The 16,463-nt window shown below is 38.8% G+C and carries 13 protein-coding genes; 1 reads left to right on the top strand and 12 read right to left on the bottom strand.

Annotated elements, in window-relative coordinates; all coding sequences use genetic code 11:
- The 5 genes from J7K93_06175 to J7K93_06155 form a co-directional block, all read right to left on the bottom strand.
- On the bottom strand, positions 1–1,021 hold a 1,021-nt coding region (locus tag J7K93_06175), incomplete at its 3' end, for an HlyC/CorC family transporter (GenBank protein MCD6116581.1).
- Between the two features lie 18 nt (positions 1,022–1,039).
- The gene (locus J7K93_06170) at positions 1,040–1,657 is read right to left on the bottom strand and encodes a YigZ family protein (protein MCD6116580.1); all 618 of its coding nucleotides are present in this window, start codon (positions 1,655–1,657) and stop codon (positions 1,040–1,042) included.
- A gap of 9 nt (positions 1,658–1,666) precedes the next feature.
- Positions 1,667–2,026, bottom strand: coding sequence for an iron-sulfur cluster assembly scaffold protein (locus J7K93_06165; protein MCD6116579.1), 360 nt, complete (start codon positions 2,024–2,026; stop codon positions 1,667–1,669).
- A gap of 383 nt (positions 2,027–2,409) precedes the next feature.
- A complete protein-coding gene (gene porU / locus J7K93_06160; GenBank protein ID MCD6116578.1) occupies positions 2,410–6,345 on the bottom strand; it encodes a type IX secretion system sortase PorU in 3,936 nt (1,311 codons plus the stop codon).
- Complete coding sequence (locus tag J7K93_06155; GenBank protein ID MCD6116577.1) at positions 6,335–7,522, bottom strand: cation transporter; 1,188 nt, start codon at positions 7,520–7,522, stop codon at positions 6,335–6,337. The genes porU and J7K93_06155 overlap by 11 nt, the downstream gene beginning before the upstream one ends.
- A gap of 138 nt (positions 7,523–7,660) precedes the next feature.
- On the opposite strand from J7K93_06155, the gene J7K93_06150 reads away from it, so the two are divergent.
- Positions 7,661–8,197: a redoxin domain-containing protein gene (locus J7K93_06150; protein ID MCD6116576.1), complete on the top strand. Its 537-nt coding sequence runs from the start codon at positions 7,661–7,663 to the stop codon at positions 8,195–8,197.
- Positions 8,198–8,381: 184 nt separating this feature from the next.
- Here the strand turns inward: J7K93_06150 and J7K93_06145 are convergent, their stop codons facing one another.
- From J7K93_06145 to J7K93_06115, 7 genes are all read right to left on the bottom strand, one after another.
- Positions 8,382–8,699, bottom strand: coding sequence for a nucleotidyltransferase domain-containing protein (locus J7K93_06145; protein ID MCD6116575.1), 318 nt, complete (start codon positions 8,697–8,699; stop codon positions 8,382–8,384).
- Complete coding sequence (locus tag J7K93_06140; protein MCD6116574.1) at positions 8,675–9,067, bottom strand: HEPN domain-containing protein; 393 nt, start codon at positions 9,065–9,067, stop codon at positions 8,675–8,677. The genes J7K93_06145 and J7K93_06140 overlap by 25 nt, the downstream gene beginning before the upstream one ends.
- A 469-nt stretch (positions 9,068–9,536) precedes the next feature.
- Entirely contained in the window at positions 9,537–10,721 is a 1,185-nt protein-coding gene (locus J7K93_06135) for a HAMP domain-containing histidine kinase (GenBank protein MCD6116573.1), read from the bottom strand.
- Positions 10,722–10,735: 14 nt separating this feature from the next.
- A complete protein-coding gene (locus J7K93_06130) occupies positions 10,736–13,249 on the bottom strand; it encodes a YfhO family protein (GenBank protein ID MCD6116572.1) in 2,514 nt (837 codons plus the stop codon).
- Positions 13,250–13,285: 36 nt separating this feature from the next.
- Positions 13,286–14,392 (bottom strand): glycosyltransferase, encoded by a 1,107-nt coding sequence (locus J7K93_06125; GenBank protein ID MCD6116571.1) that lies wholly within the window; start codon positions 14,390–14,392, stop codon positions 13,286–13,288.
- A 30-nt stretch (positions 14,393–14,422) separates the two neighbouring features.
- The gene (locus tag J7K93_06120) at positions 14,423–15,751 is read right to left on the bottom strand and encodes a glycosyltransferase (protein ID MCD6116570.1); all 1,329 of its coding nucleotides are present in this window, start codon (positions 15,749–15,751) and stop codon (positions 14,423–14,425) included.
- 19 nt (positions 15,752–15,770) lie between these two features.
- The coding region (locus J7K93_06115) for a class I SAM-dependent methyltransferase (GenBank protein ID MCD6116569.1) at positions 15,771–16,463 on the bottom strand (693 nt) is incomplete at its 5' end.

Here is a 16,463-nt window from a genome sequence, read left to right as displayed (position 1 = left end):
TATCGTTTAAATCTTTTATATCTATTTTTGCTTTTACTTCTGCCGAATTAGGAGTTATGTTTCTAAACAGTACTTCATCTTCATCGTACTCGTCATTTATCTCTCCGAAAAACTCTTCAACAATATCTTCAAGTGTTACAAGCCCTGCAACTCCGCCGTATTCATCAACAACAATTGCAATAGACTCCTTGTTGTTCTGCATCTGACGAAATGTATCGATAATAGTACTTGTCTCAGGCACAAAATAAGCTTTACGTAAAACATCTTCAATATTTTCAGGATTATTCAGAATCACATCTTTTGCAGTAATTATTCCCGCAATATCATCTACCTGATCTTTAATTACAGGGATACGGGAAAATCCGGAATTTTCCAATACTTCTATCACATTTTTAATCGGCTCATCAATATGTACTGCTTCAACTTCTGTACGCGGTATCATAATCTTTCTTATCTCTTTGTTGCCGTAAGAAATAAATTTGGAAATAATACTGCTCTCTCTCTCATTAACCGCTCCTGCATTACTCCCTTCTCGTACGAGTTTTCCAAGATATGTTCTTGTCAGAATAGTCTCTCTTTTTGTTCTCTCTGCTGTGAATGATTTTAAAAGAGCGGACGAGAGCCATTTAATCAGAGTTGTCAGAGGGAAAAGAAGCCACCTGAAAAAAATAAAGGGATACATCGTATATCGGAGAATGCTTGCTGCTCTGTCCCTTGCAAAAGTTTTGGGAAGTATCTCGCCGACCAGAAGAAGTATTGCGGAACTTACTGCAGCAATCCAGAACCCGCTCAGTACTTTTTTAAGATAAAATGTCATAAGGGTTGAAGCTGCTATTACTGCTATATTTGTACCTACGAGAGTGGTTATCAGGGATGCCTCAATATTGCCGAGAAACCCGTAAATTCGTTCAGCGCCTTTAACCCCTCTTTTTATCCAGATTTCCAGCTTTATTCTATTAACACTTATAAGTGCAGTTTCAGTACCGGAAAAAAAAGCTGAGGAAATAAATGCAATTATCAAAATAATCAGTTTAATAATCTACTCCTCCATACGGGAAACAGCAGCTTTCCCGGAACATGCATCATTAACTCTTTTTATAAATTGATCTATCAATGAAACACGTACATCAAGAATCATCTCCGTATCGGATCCGTACTTCGTTTCATTGACCTTACATTCTGTTTGAGAAATCACACCCATAACAGAGCCAGTCAGCTCATAAGGGAACTGAATAGATACTCTGTGAAATATAATTTTTTTCTCTAATCCTGCTGCATCAAGTGCCTCAGCCGCACAACCTCCATAAGCACGAATTAAGCCCCCTGTGCCGAGTTTTGTCCCTCCGTAATAACGGGTGACAATACAAACTGCATTTGTCAGCTCTTTTGAATCAAGAGCCTCTAAAATGGGCCTGCCTGCAGTTCCGGAAGGTTCTCCGTCATCACTTGATCTGAAAATTGAGGAGTCTCCTGATCCTACTCTGTATGCAAAACAGTTATGTGTTGCACTGTGGTGCTGCTTTCTGATTTGCTCAAGATGAGTTTCTGCCGATTCTCTGGTTTCTGCTTTAAATACATGCCCTATAAAACGAGAACCTTTAATCTTGATTTCGCAAACAGAACTCTTTCTTATAGTATAATAAAAATCTTTTTCCATTTGGTTTTATCAGTCCGAAAAAGAATCAAGAGCATTTTGCAGAGCATCTATGCATGTAAGGGAACATCTGATCTTATGCTCGGGAAGCCCTCCGAGTGCTGTTACGAGTTTTTCCCTGGAAAAATTTCTTGCCTCGTCAACCTTCATCCCTTTAATCATTTCAGTGAGCATGCTGGAGCTTGCAATTGCAGCAACACATCCCATAACTTTTACTTTTACATCGCTGATTATATTATTCTTTATTTTAAGCTGAAGCTCTACCTTGTCACCGTCTGCCTCGTTTTTTGCAGAACCCGCAGCATCAGGAGAGGCTATTTCACCGATGTTCCGGGGATTTGCAAAATGATCCCTGACTATATCCGAATACATAAATTCTCCTGCAATAATGTCACCCCTTCGGGGTTTTAAAAGAATTTCATTCCCTTATTCCCCGATTCCCCTACATCACACATTATATACTTTATAACTTTCAACTTTATAATTTCCCTGTCATTGCGAGCATTCCGCGCCAGTGGAATGCGAAGCAATCTCCTCACATTAAATTAGATTCTAATCATTGCTCCCCGCATCACTCATGAGATCGCTTCGGTCTTCCGCAAAGCGGAATCCCTCACGATGACATCTGTAATTTTAGGTTGTACTTTTTGTACAGCACCCATACCGATTTTATTTCCTTATTCCCCGATTCCCCTACATCACACATTATATACTTTATAACTTTCAACTTTATAAACTTTACAAACTTTATAACTTTAACGCATTTTCATAACCTTACCGATGTAACTCTTGCTGAGTTCACCGGACTGGGCCTGAGCCCTGGCTTCCAATTTGTACAGATAGACTCCATTTGCAATCTGGTTTCCTGCACTGTCAAGCCCGTCCCACTCAACCATATTAAATCCCGGAGCCGCCCATATTGAATCTATTTTTCTTATCATTCTTCCGTCAACAGTAAATATTTTAATGGTAATATCCGCCTCAATATTCAGTTTAAATGTAATGGAAGTTGTACTGAAAAACGGATTGGGATAGGGAAGCACATCTTCAAAAAAAAGATTGTTTTCCGGAACAACTTTACAATCTGCCGATATCTCAGAAGAGTTATTTGCATTATCCCATGCTTTAATCTTCAGTAAATGGATACCTTCATTAAGGCCATTCAGTGTATAAATAATTTTCCCGGACAGATAACTCCCCTCTTCATAAGAGAACAGCTCTGTTAAATCTTTCTGTTCGGCATTATCAATTGTAAGAATAATCTTATGGCCTATCTCACCTGTAATGTTTACTCCGCTCTTATCATCGTTTATCTCTGCGATTAACTGCGGATTTTCATTTATCATATCTCCTGACATGAAGTTTTCGTATCCCTTAAATAATATATGAACATCAGGGCCTCTCTTATCATTCAGAAAGGTACTGCCCCCTACAGCCACATTATCCATGTATCCGCTGCCGTCAACATCATTATCGCTGAAGTAAAAATAGATTCTTCCTTCATTTCCCCCGTAAGAGATATCCTTGGGTACAACAAAATCAACATTAAATATACCATCTTTTATCTTTCCTTCACCTCTGAAAAGAGGATTCCCTGCAAGTTTATATTTTATTTGAGTGTTGTACATTGTTGTATAAGTAACATCTTTTTTTGAATCAAAAGCGCATATATTGACTTTCCCGTTAAAAGAATCCCATAAAGTATTGTCCTTCTCAACTCTTCCCTTAACATGGACAACACTCAAGGCCTTAAACGAATCCGGCTCCATGGAAATCAATTCTGCATTATACCTCGGTACTGCAAGTTTCATAGCAGGGTCGCCAAGCAGATGGTAAAGTTCATTATTGCTTGAATATGAAACTACTGATTTGGCAAACTGAAGAGATAACCCGAAACTTAATGTATCACGGAGAAGAAAGCTTATAAAAGATTTATCGAGAGCTTCGTTCGGTACTGAGCTGCAGAATCTTGAAGCGCCGATTGAAGCTATCCCGCCCTTATTTTGAGCTGTAAGCAGGGCTTCTGCAAATGATCTATCTTCCGGGTCATCGTATTGGGCAAAAGCACAGGTTGCTCCGTAAAACAAAGGAAGTTTTTCTCCGTTCTCAAGAAGGGGGATATCAATATCTCTGTGAAAAACCCATTCGTGCGTCCACACACTTTTATTCCCGTGTCCGATAAAATTAAACAATACAGTTCCCTGATTAATTTGATTAAGGAGAGCCTCTCTCGCTTTCGGGCGGAGCCGCCTCTGGGTTGTGTAACTTTCAGGATATTCTGTTAAATATATCTTCTTTTTGTTGTACCTTGCAGGTACTGTTGTTTCTGCGATATTCTCGCTGGCAATTATATGAGTTGTTTCGTTCTCTTTCCCTGTGGCAGCTTTTTCATCGTCTCCGAGAAATGTAACAAGGCCCTTCCATAATCCTGATTGAGGGGTTCTAATATAAGATATGATTTTCCCTGTTACAACTTCCGCATCATCTGTATTCCATGCAGGGATTCTTCCTACAGCAATATCAGGATACACATCATCACCTGAAATATAACAGTAAAAATCATCAGCAGCACGTGACTGCTGAAGGCTTGAACCTTCGTATTCAAATGGCGGTATTTTGTTCGGCTGCGAACCGGAAAGCAGATTACGATAATCAAAATGCCCGCCTCCGAACAAGAGGAGATAAACCGGCTGTTTCTGCCAGTTTAAATAGGCATATTTTACAAAATCACGTATTGCAACAGGATCTTTAAGCCCCCACCCGAACTCATCATATACTTTGTCAATCGTTGTAACAAAAACAGCGAGAGTATCAGTATCTCTGTGAACAGCAGCTATTTCTTCTGCCTCCTGAAGAAAATCCCCGGCTGTTATAATGATCATATCAGCACTGTTATCCGTGTTTCGAAGTCCAGGAGGATCGGCACTGATTATTGCACCCGGCTCCAGAAATGATGAAAAATCGTACGCTGCATACATACGAGGCAAATCAGATACAACATCCGAAAAAGTCCATCCCTCCGAAGAATTTACAACATCAACTATGGATTCATCTCCCTGATCAGTTACATCCATAACAATAGGTTTATCTGTAAAACCTGTCAGGTTATAAGAAAAATTTCCGGTTTCTTCCGGAGAATAAAATACAAGCGATCCGTTTTCAGCTTTTGTTTCCCGCATATAGTCAACTTCGTACCAGTCAACAAAACTTTTTGCCCCTTCTCCGCTTGCCGAATATTCAATTGATATATCATTTTCCCCTGATTTTAATCCGCCGCTTCTTTCAATACTTTTAACAACAACCTGTGTGTTGCCCAATCCGAATGAACTTATATCATTCCAGTTAAGCTTTATGCTGAAATAGTGATTGTCTGTAGTCCCGCCCTTAAGCCTTATTCTGATAACAAAAGGCAGGGATTCAGCGGGATTGTGGGCAAAAAAAGTGTAGTGCTGAGCAGGATAAACTGAACTCAACTCTGTATTGTACCATGACATTCCGCCCCTGAACAGAGGGATTCTGTCCTGTTCATAAAAATAGTGGTCAGGGAAATATGGCAAAACCGTACTGCTTGCTCCGCTCACCTGCTTTGTCTTAAGGCGCAAGCCCTCTTTACCGTCATTAAAACATAGCCAGTAGATATTTTCAGTTGTGTACCTGTTAAGATAATGTGTATATATCTTTTTTTGCTTATCATACACTGTGCCTGAGGTGCCTCTTGCGAAAAATATTATTTTATCGTTTTCATCAAATGTCCCGTCGTCAATACCTGTAACAAGCACCGGAACCTGCTGCAGGCTGTCCGGCCTTTCAGCAGAAAGAGGCCTTGGAAGCTCTCTGCCTCCGTTATTGAATATTTTTATGGTTGATACGTTAATTGAGTTGATATCAATATTATTATCTTTTAAGAATGTTCCTGAAATTACATACATTCCTGTACTGCTGACCGGTATTTTATATCTTTTCCCCTTTGCAGGAAAAGATATCTTTTTAATTGATGGAATTTTCCGCTTTACTATAAAATTCCCTGCCTGCGCATAGTTGACAAGCAATTTGCTCATTGGATTTTTATTTCTGTTCTTCTTTCCGGAAATACCAACTTCTTTCTGCCAGTTAACATCAACTCTTATGGAGTGGAAGATTCTTACCGACTTTTGTACAGGATTGTACTGAACAGGAAAAATTGTAATTTTAACTACACGGTTTTCTCTGATGAAACCCGGAGTACCTGTTTTGTAAATATAGCCCGGAAAAGATTGATTCTTGTTATATGCCGCACCTTTCCTGAATTCAGTTACAGAAAATCCGTTTTTCTCATGTTCAAAAGGTATGGGAATAATTGAAATATTATCATGGTCTTCATATTCCCCTGTAGTTACTTTTACAGACACGTTCCCAGATTCAGGAATTCCTATTAAAAAAGAAGCACACGGAATTTTGGGCTCTCCGGCATTGCCAAACCATAAACCACCTTTAAAATCAATCTGCTTAAACTTAATATTTCCGGTATCAACATCCTTTACTGAAAGGCTCTGAATATTAAAAGATACTGTACACCCCATACCTGACGTATTGGAGACTCTGATTGATTCTCCTCCTATTGCAGAAATTATTATTCCGGAAAAGAGAATTACAGCTCCTGTAAAAATCTTTGAAGCTCTTTTTTTACGATTTTCTCGTTTTTTACATAGCATATGCAGGCTCAATTTCAATTATTATGTCATTTAATTCGGAAAATTTACTGTACAACCCTGATTCCAAATACTTTACAGCGTTCCTCGTATCTTTCGCCCCCATGTCAGGAGCACACTGGATGTCAAACAAAAGATTCTTTACAATACCATCTCCCACAAGACGTAAATCATGAAATGTAATTTCCCCCTTGTATCTTTCGTTTATCAGTTCTGATATATTTTCACGGTACTGTATCAATTCAGGGTCATTTATATTAACAGGATCAATATGGATTGTACAGAATGTATTAAATTTTTTATTAATGCTTTTTTCAACCCTGTCAGCAATATTATGGGCTTCCTTAAAAGTGAATGAATCCGGAATTTCAACATGAAAAGAGAGGATTATTTTTGTTCCGTATTTATGAATTACCATATCGTGAATATCATAAACACCAGGAAATTCTTTTACAGCCCCTTTAATTTTGGCAACAAAATTACGATCAGGCCTTGTGCCCAATATCTCATCAATACCTCTCTTTGCAATATCCCATCCGGTATAGGCTACAAGTATGGAAACGAAGATTCCTGCAATTCCGTCCAGACGCTCAAAGCCGAATCGCTGACCTGCAAGTGCAGCAATTACAAAAAGTGAAGAGATCGCATCCATTCTGTGATGCCAGAAATCAGCCTCAAGTGCTGCGGAATTAACAGCTTTTCCGAGCTCTCTTGAAAAGCGTGCAAGCATTTCCTTTACAACAACAGTTGCAAGTACAATCAAAATAATTATCCACGATGCTTCAACAGCTTTCGGGTGCAACACTCTTGAAAGGGATATTTGAAAAAACTCCACTCCGGCAACAATAAGCAGTACCGCTACAATTAAAGTAGCAACTGATTCCATTCTTCCGTGTCCGAACGGGTGTTTTTCATCCGGTTCTTTTTTTGAAATTTTAAAAGCAACAAAAATAACGAGAGAAGTAAGTACATCCGAAAGAGTATGGAACGCATCTGCAGTAAGAGAGAGAGAACCTATCATTAATCCCAGGGCAGCTTTTAGAATGAATAATCCGAAATTCACTATTATACTGGTTCCACCTTCAAGCATACCTATCTTTGCCCTGCAGTCATCTTTTGATAAATCATCTTCAGAACAGCTCATTTTTCTGACAATTTTTAAAATAATTCTTTCTACCATTCTTGCCTCTGCGTCTTAAGTACCTGTAATATAGAAAAGAGTGCAAAAAAATAAAAGTAAAATATCCTTTGCAATCTTTTATTGTATTATATAAATTTATAATCGTGATTAATTCTTTTAATAACTGAGGACAGTACTATGAAAAAGCCTGTTTTGACAACCGCTATTTTTCTTCTTCTTGTTTTTAATTCATTTTTATCCGCACAAAACAAAGAAGAAAAAGAATCCACAATCACTACCATTGGCCAGCAGTCCCCATTTTTTAAAGTAGTAACAACTGACGGGGATACTGTTTCAATGACCGGGCTTAAAGGCAAGGTAGTTATGATAAATTTCTTTGCCGACTGGTGTGGGCCGTGCAAGACCGAGATGCCGTATCTGGAACAAGACATCTGGAAAAAATTTAAAAGCAGAAACTTTTTTCTTATTTCCATAGGCAGAGAAAACACCTTGGAACAAGTTATAAAGTTTAAAAAAGCAAAAGGTGTTTCATTTCCAATGGCACCTGATACCGACCGATCTGTTTACTCTCTGTTTGCCACTAAATTTATTCCGAGAAATATTATCATTGATAAAAGCGGAAAAATCATTTCTCAGAAAATCGGATTCAGTAAGGAAGAAATTGAAAACTTTGTTGCTTTAATTGATAAGGAACTTAAGAAAAAACAGAATTGACGCTTTGCTGTCATTGCTTCATATTCCGCACAAGCGGAATATGAAGCAGTCTTTTTACATCAAAACAATTCATTAAAAATTGTAACTCCATTCTTAATATCGCTTCGGTTGCAGGCTCCCTCTCGATTGTACTGTTTATACAGCCTCATGGCCGTATTTTATTATGCAGTAAACAATTCACCAATCAAGCTACTTTTAAACCTGTTTTCAATATTTCTTTCACAAACGGATCTTGATCATTAAAATCCTGAGGTGAAAAGGGAATTACTTCAATTTGACTGCTAACAGATAGAGTAATACTTCTAATCTTGTCTTTATCATTAATCCTGTCACCAACAAATATTTCAGAAACCAAGGCAATATCAATATCACTCCATTCCTGATAATTACCTTTTGCATAACTGCCGAATAGTATAGCTTCTTTTACGGGAACATTATGCTGCTTTAATGATTTAAGATATTTTTTTATTGTTTCCTCTATTTCAGAAGGGAGTTGAACCATTTGTAAAACTCCTTGATTTTACCAAAATATTCTTCCGTATATTTTTTATCACATCTCTTATAAAATTCTAATTTATAATCAGGATAACGAGTTGCGATGTTGAAATCATTTATTTTGTCTAGATAGAACTTCTGATTATCACTCAATTCTATTTTACATAATTCAGATAGCCTTACTAGATTATGTATCTTGGGTGGTATTTGATTATCATTTCTATCAACAAAAACAGCCTTTAGAATCTTTTCCAAAACTAAATGTCCTGCAAACAAACACCAATCATATCTTGCCGAATCAAACATGCTTTTAGCAGATTCCAAATCATGCCGTGAACTTTCACGCCAATAGTTGATATGATTTTTTTTATTCATATTTACTACCGATTATTTTTTTGATATCTTCTTAAATAACTATAATACAAAATACAATTTTTTTCTGAATTTTTCAATGCTTTTTAACAATAAATCCGAAAAAAGAACATTTGTGAGATATGCATAAAACAGTCGAGACTGTTCTCTGCAACTTTATAACTTTACGCACTTTCCGTCTTTCCCGCATGCTTTTAGCGGGAAACCAAGGGCTGAAGGGAAAAATGGTGTAAGCGGTGAGCGGCCAATTCACTATCCACCGTTCACTAAAAAGATTTTTCAGTCAGAGCAAATTCATGAATTTACTCCACAGCTTATTCGAAACGACATCACAGGGGGAGGCATAGACAGGGAGAAAATTCTATCACTATTTTTAATTAGTGTTAATTGGTGTAATTCGTGGATGTATATTTTCTTCACTTAATCACCTCCATTGCCGGTGAAAAACCGATCATCACTTCTGATTTTAACATCATACCCTTAGTTCTATACGCATCACAGTACCTACTCCCGGCCTTGACTCTTTTACGTATAACCTGCCCATGTGATACTCTTCAATAATCCTTTTAGCAAGAGTCAGGCCAAGGCCCCATCCCCGCTTCTTTGTTGAAAATCCGGGTTTAAAAATATGCCTTCGCTTTCTTAAATCCATTCCTTTGCCGTTATCTTTCACTTCTATAAAAACAGATTTCCTGTTTTTTTGATTCCCGAGAACCACATCTATTATACAATCATCCTTATCCATTGCATCAAGGCTGTTTTTCAGCATATTTTCAAGTGCCCATTGAAAAAGATCCGGAGTAACAAGCACTTTTGGTACATCCTCATAATGTTCGTTAATAACAACATTCTTCCCAAGGTGCGGCAGCCTGCGGCGCAGATATTCAACAGTAGCTTTTACAATATCTGCAATGTCATTTGGCTTGATATTCGGTTTGGAACCAATTTGAGAAAATCTTGTTGCAACCTGATGCAGCCTTCTGACATCCTTCTCCATCTCCTGCACTACACTGGTTCCGCCATCCTCATTCTCTTCTTTTATAACTTCAAGCCATCCCATTAACGAAGATATAGGGGTCCCAAGCTGATGTGCTGTCTCCTTTGCCATTCCCACCCAGATATGCCTCTGTTCACTCCGCTTTATGTTTGCAAATCCTATAAAACCCACAACAATAAAAATTACAACTATTCCTCCTTCAACATAGGGAAGTAACCGCAGCTGATTAATCAGCTGAGAATCTCCGTAGTACAATTTACCGAGAACAAGATTTTTATAATGTACCAAAACAGGTTCAAACTCCTTGCCAAGGCTGTGAATTATACTTTTAACTTTTTCCGTAGCTTCATCAGAACGGTCTTCGGGGTTAACGCCAATACCTTTCCACATGAGCGGATTATTTTCAAAATCAGTATAGATAAGCGGGAAATGAGTTTTTAAAATTATTTTGTCAAAAATAAAACTTAGATCCTCCACGCTCTCTGTCTCTGCGGCTCTTGCATACATATTAGCATAGAACAGAACAAAAGCGCGTGATTCCTCCCGCAACCGCTCAATAACGTTTTGAGTATAAAAATGGAGGATCAGCCCGCTGCCCACTGCGAGGATGAAAAGTATACTTTTAAATCCGCCCGGGAAACGGCGTAATACAGACCTCATAATTCTCCCTTTTCCTATGCCCTCTTCCTTTTTTTCTCTTTAATAAAACCGAAAACAGCACCTGCAATGAGCAATCCGAAACTTACAATGCTTGCCCATAATCCTCTTGTGAAGCTTTCGGGTTTAAAAATAAATTCCACATGATGTCTGCCCGGTTTAAGATAGACACCTCTGAACGCATAATTTACCCTTTCTATTTTTACCTGATCCCCGTCAACATAGGCTTTCCATCCCGCAGGATAATAAACTTCGCTTAAAACCATAAGGCAGGGCGTTGCTGCTCTTGCGTCTATCTTTATATTCTGTATCCCTTTTTCTGTAATTTCTGCATAATTCGAATCTGACGGCTCAATCTGCATTTCAGGCTTTCCGTCAATAACTGCCATTTTTTCAGCATCAAAACCGCTGCTTGCAATATACTGCAGCATTACTGTATCACCTTTTACGGGTATAATCTTTTTCGGGAAATAAACTCTTGGCAGAGCCCTGGTAAATTCAAGCACAGCATCCATGCCCTGATGCTTTGGCCTGTACACTACACGCAGTGTTGAATCCGGAATATTATAAGGAGCTATACCGTAAGGAGTCACAATGTATTTTGTATTTGTAAGCTGCAGAAATGTTCTGTGTGCATGTAAGGCCTGAGAAGAAATTTCAGCCTCTTTTCTCCATACATATCTTCCTCCTTCTTGTTTCAGGTATTTTATAAGAAACTGGTCAGGCATTTTAAAATTATCCATGAGCTTTTGATAAATCTTCACCTTTGCACCCTGATACCCGTAAGCACTTTCAATTGAATGGTACATGTACCAGTTGGGAGTTCTTCTGTCAGCCACAGGCAGAATTCTGAAAAAACCTGTTTGTTTTTTCAGAAAAGCTACCTCACCCGTATCTTCAAAATACGATTTAACACTTGCAGCAGGCCTATGCTCAACAAAACGGCGGTCAATCATCCAGAAATCCACAATTATAATTGCAATTAAAAGAAGCGGCAGAATATTTTTATTCATCTTCTTTCTGATTGTCTGGAATATGAAAAGAGCGGCGAGAAGCACATAAACCAGCTCTTTAAATCCGTCTGTTAAAGCAAGATGAAATGCCTGATCCGCTCCGGCCCTTGCTTTTACTGCCCAATGCATGTACGTACCCTTTCCTACAAGAAGAAAAAGGAATATTGCCGCAGTAATGCCTGTAAAAATCAGGAGATAACGTTTGACAAGAATGAAACGCCTGCTCTTCTCGTCTTCATCAAAATTCAGAACAGCCTGCAATCCGAATCCTGCAAGAACAGCCATGGATATCTGAATCAGTATGTGAATCATCTTCGGCGCTCTGAACTTGTTAAAGAAAGGAAAAATTTTGAACATGGGGCCGTATAAAACCGGGAAGTGTTTTCCGAATGAAATAAAAAGCGCTATCACTGCGACAATCATAAAAAATAGTGTAATTCTTTCCTTCTTAATAAGATAAGCCAGTCCTGCAAGAAGCAGTATTACTGAACCAAAATACATTGGAAAATCAGTAAAAGGCATGGCGCCCCAGTAAGTTTCTCTTCCGCCGAATCCCATAAATGACGGATTGAAAAACGTAATTATTTCAGAAGGGGGGAATGACCAGTTTGTAGCATATCCGTAACTCAAGCCCCCTGCTCCTCCGCGGATAGAATAATGAGAATACTCCCAGACTGAAAGGTTGACCACAGAAGAAACAACAAATCCCATAAAAAATGCTGCTCCGAGTAGAAGTGCTCCCTTCAGGATTCTCCCTGCCTTCTCCTTATCTTTTATGGAAATAATTGCCCAAAAAATAAAATACGCGCCTGCAAGTAATGCGGAATAAAAATTAATCTGAACATGAAATCGTAAAAGCTGCAGCCCCACTGCCAAAGAGGTCAAAGAAAAATAGAGGATGTTCTGTTTTTTTAATAACTGATCAACCAGTAAAAATACAAGAGGAATAAGAGCTGCTGTTGCCAGTTTTGTAGTATGGCCGAAAGCAGCGTAAGCAACTATCTGAGGCATAAAAACAAGAGCGGCGGAAGAGAATAGTGCAGGCACCGGGTCTAAGCCCTTTTTCCTCAAAAGAAAATACAGAAGCCCGCCGAAAAGAAGATAGTTGAGAAAAAGCCTGGTAAAATCCGTAAGGGGTAATACAAGTTTACAAAGCCAGATAATGCCGTTTATTACATCACCTGTAACATCCATGTACGGCGCACGGGACAAGCTTGCAAAAGATGGCATACCTGAAAAAATGTAAGGATTCCACAGGGGATAAACACCCTGGTGGAATGCCTCTTTTACAAACGGCTGAAAGCTCTTTGAAGCTACAGTATCAGGCGGAAGAAGTGTCTTGTTGGAGAACATGACCGGAGCGTAAAAAATTAGAAGCAGTACAGCAAGCATAAGTATTGATAGTAAATCGTGATATTTTCCCCATATTTTTACTGCCTTGCATGAAAAACTCTCTTTTGCAGTACCGGGCTCTATTTTTTGTTCGGATTTCCTTGAATGCTTCTTTTTCTTTGCCATAATACTTCCTCCTCTCTGCAGCACAAAACAGCCGGGTTAATTTGACAGGCTGTCGTACAATCGGATCAATTTATCCTTTTCAAAATTCCAGTTATACTTTTCTTTTGCAGCATTTAATGCATTTTTACCGAATTTTTTAATAAGGCCGGGATTATCCCTCAGTTTTATAATTGCCTTTCTTAGTTCATACTTTGAATATCCTATAACAAGGCCGCTTTTTGTCTCTTTTGTAATCTCACCGCTTCTTGTTCCCAAAGTAGTTATTACAGGCCTTGCTGCAACCATTGCTTCAAACTGCTTGTTGGCAGAAGCTATTCTGTTGTTATAATCAGACGGATCTATCATACATACAACGCAATGGCAAGTCTCTGTCAACGGGATTACTTCATCCTGAGGAATCAGGCCTAAAAATTCTACGTTTTCCAGATTATCCGATGCCTCTTTAACTGCCGCACTCAAGGCTCCTGCCCCTCCAATTACAAGGCGGACTCTGTCTATGTCTTTTACAACATCAATCAGTTCAGTTAAAAAACGTGATCTGCTTAAAACTCCGAGATAACATAATGTAAACATCTCCCTTTCGGGAGCAATAAATTTCTCTTTTCTTAATTCCTTGAAATTGGATATTGGCAGGGCATCCCTGTATCCCGCATCTTTAAAATAATCAATATATGTTTCATCCGCCACAATAAGTTTATCAACTTTTTTAACACCTGATCTTTCAATTATGCTGAACAGAGGTTTGACAAATTTTGCCCTTCCCCTGCTCAAAAGAGAAAGATATATCTCGTGGGCATCGTATATCAGAGAGCATCTTTTCCCTGACTTCACAATCAGGCCGACAAATAGTGTATCCAAATCATTGCAGTGCAGAGCATCAAAATTCATTTTACTTATAATTTTCACAGCCTTTACATAGAAGGAAATTATCTGAATTGACCATACTCCTCCCTTTTTACCGGCACGCCAGGGACGAATTGTATTAACAGCAATACCGTCAAGAATCTCCAGCTCAGGATAAACCCCTCTCCTGTCCCAGTCTATCACATTAACCTGATGGCCTGCATCATGCAGCACTCCTGCTTCTGCTGCCACTCTGCTGTCGTGACGATAAGAATTTGCTACAATTATTAATATCTTCATATAAACCCGGATTTAAGTAAGCTGTACTTCTTAAGGTAAGGCTTCTTTTAACACATCCGACAATCTTTCTGTTGCCTTCTTCCTGTCAAACGTTTCTATAAAAGCAGAATCTCTCTCAGTATTAATAATGGGTTTTCCATTTTTTAACAGGCCGTAGCTCTTTAACAGAAAATCCTTTATACTCTCTCTGTTATCAGGGGAAATGGAAATACCCGCACCTGCTTTTCGGATAATATCAGGAGCGTCTCCTTTTTCTGCAAGGCATAAAACCGGCCTTCCGGATTTGAGGTATTCAAAAACCTTGCCTGTTACAATAAGCTCATTGCCTGTCCCCTCGGGAATCAACAGAAGAAGAAGGTCCGCACCTGCAGTGTGGTTTAAACACTCTCTGTGCCCCATGTGGCCGATTATCTCTATTTGTTCCGTTACGGAAGATTGGCTTAAAATATCAGTAACATCTTCCGAAGTGCGTCCGATAAATTTTATAAGCAGATCTCTTTTAAATTCCGGAGATAATTCCGCTGCATCTTCAACAGCTTTTATAAATTTAATGCTGTTCATTCTTGCATGCTGTGTACCCGTATATACAATTGTAAAAATTTTTCCGGATTTTACCGGCTCCGGTTTTGTAAAATCTTCAGGGTCATATCCATTGGGGATTACAACTATTTTTTTATCAAGTACCGAAACATCCCTGCATACTTTCTTCATACCATTCGCAATACGCTGATTAATTGATATAACTCTGTCCGCTTTTGCAAGGCATTTCCTCTCAAGGAATTCTTCAAACTTTGCAGATATGAAGGGCCGTTTAAAATAAAAATAGGCTCCTGTCCAGGGGTCACGGTAATCGATCACATAAGGGATATTGGATATTTTGGACAGAACAGCCCCTGCCGCAAGAGTTGTAAAAGGCGGTGCCGTGGCAAATATCACATCAATCTTTTTACTTTTGATAACATCCGCACCGGCTTTGAGAACATACGGGAGCCACCCTACTCTTGCATCAGGAATGAATAAACTTGACCTAATAAAAAGAGCAGCACGTGATATTAAAGAGCTGTGCTCGGAATCACCTGATAAAGCTGCAAGATCAGCATTACCTTTTTTCTTTGATCCTGATTTGAACAGAGAGTAGATATTGTAAAAATCAGGCGCCGATGTATAATCAACCTGTACGTGCAGGGGAATTTCATCTGCAAGAGAATTATCCTTCAGCACAAACCTGGAAGGATCTGCAGAAATTACGTGAGGCATCCACCCGAATTCAGGCAGGTATTTTACGAATTTCAGAATTCTTTGAACAGCTGATCCGCCTGCCGGAGGAAAATAATATGAGAGAAATAACACATTTTTCATGAGATGAACTGTATTTAAATTATTTCACCGCAGTAACAACAATTCCTGTGCCCTGCCTGTTTTTAATGCTGAAGTCCAGAACCATAAATAAAAGAACCGGTAATAGAATAATACCAAGATATAACACTCCTGCAGCGCGTCCTGCTGCTCCTTTTGCCATAAGCTGCATTGTATTTCTTATTCCCATACGCCAGCTTATATCACCGAACAGTCCATAGGAATACTCAAATTCTTTTATCTTCAGGCCGGCTTCATTCAATTTCTCTTCTATGTCCTCTCTTGAATATCCTTCTCTGAAATGTTCTCCCACAAAAGAGCCGTCGTGTTCGTGGCTTCGTAAAAGAGAGGGAGTTGAGATTAACAAAACTCCGCCCGGTTTCAATAAATCTGAAAATCTGCGCATAAGGGTTCTGTCATCTTCAATATGCTCCAGGACATCAACCGATATGATCAGGTCAAACTTCTCACCGGTTTGAAATTTCAACAAATCTCCTCTGATAAAAGAGAGATTTTTTATCTTTGCATTTGCTGTAAACTCAAGGCAGTCATCTACAAGATCCTGCTTGAGTTCAACACCTGTTACCTTTGCATTTTTAAATTTTTTGGCAAGATAATAGGAATATTGTCCGAAACCTGAACCTGCATCCAGGATATTAAGACCGGACTTTCTTTCATGATTCAATCTCTTTACGGCCCTTTTTACATACCAGGT

The organism is bacterium (assembly GCA_021158245.1).
Classification (GTDB): domain Bacteria; phylum Zhuqueibacterota; class QNDG01; order QNDG01; family QNDG01; genus QNDG01.
This window is presented reverse-complemented; position numbering and strand designations above follow the sequence as displayed.

Excerpts from the sequence above, each read along its gene's own strand:
- J7K93_06125 (MCD6116571.1), bottom strand. The coding sequence starts at position 14,392 with ATGAAGATATTAATAATTGTAGCAAATTCTTATCGTCACGACAGCAGA.
- J7K93_06165 (MCD6116579.1), bottom strand. The coding sequence starts at position 2,026 with ATGTATTCGGATATAGTCAGGGATCATTTTGCAAATCCCCGGAACATC.
- J7K93_06155 (MCD6116577.1), bottom strand. The coding sequence starts at position 7,522 with ATGGTAGAAAGAATTATTTTAAAAATTGTCAGAAAAATGAGCTGTTCT.
- porU (MCD6116578.1), bottom strand. The coding sequence starts at position 6,345 with ATGCTATGTAAAAAACGAGAAAATCGTAAAAAAAGAGCTTCAAAGATT.
- J7K93_06120 (MCD6116570.1), bottom strand. The coding sequence starts at position 15,751 with ATGAAAAATGTGTTATTTCTCTCATATTATTTTCCTCCGGCAGGCGGA.
- J7K93_06170 (MCD6116580.1), bottom strand. The coding sequence starts at position 1,657 with ATGGAAAAAGATTTTTATTATACTATAAGAAAGAGTTCTGTTTGCGAA.
- J7K93_06130 (MCD6116572.1), bottom strand. The coding sequence starts at position 13,249 with ATGGCAAAGAAAAAGAAGCATTCAAGGAAATCCGAACAAAAAATAGAG.
- J7K93_06135 (MCD6116573.1), bottom strand. The coding sequence starts at position 10,721 with ATGAGGTCTGTATTACGCCGTTTCCCGGGCGGATTTAAAAGTATACTT.
- J7K93_06140 (MCD6116574.1), bottom strand. The coding sequence starts at position 9,067 with ATGAATAAAAAAAATCATATCAACTATTGGCGTGAAAGTTCACGGCAT.
- J7K93_06150 (MCD6116576.1), top strand. The coding sequence starts at position 7,661 with ATGAAAAAGCCTGTTTTGACAACCGCTATTTTTCTTCTTCTTGTTTTT.
- J7K93_06145 (MCD6116575.1), bottom strand. The coding sequence starts at position 8,699 with ATGGTTCAACTCCCTTCTGAAATAGAGGAAACAATAAAAAAATATCTT.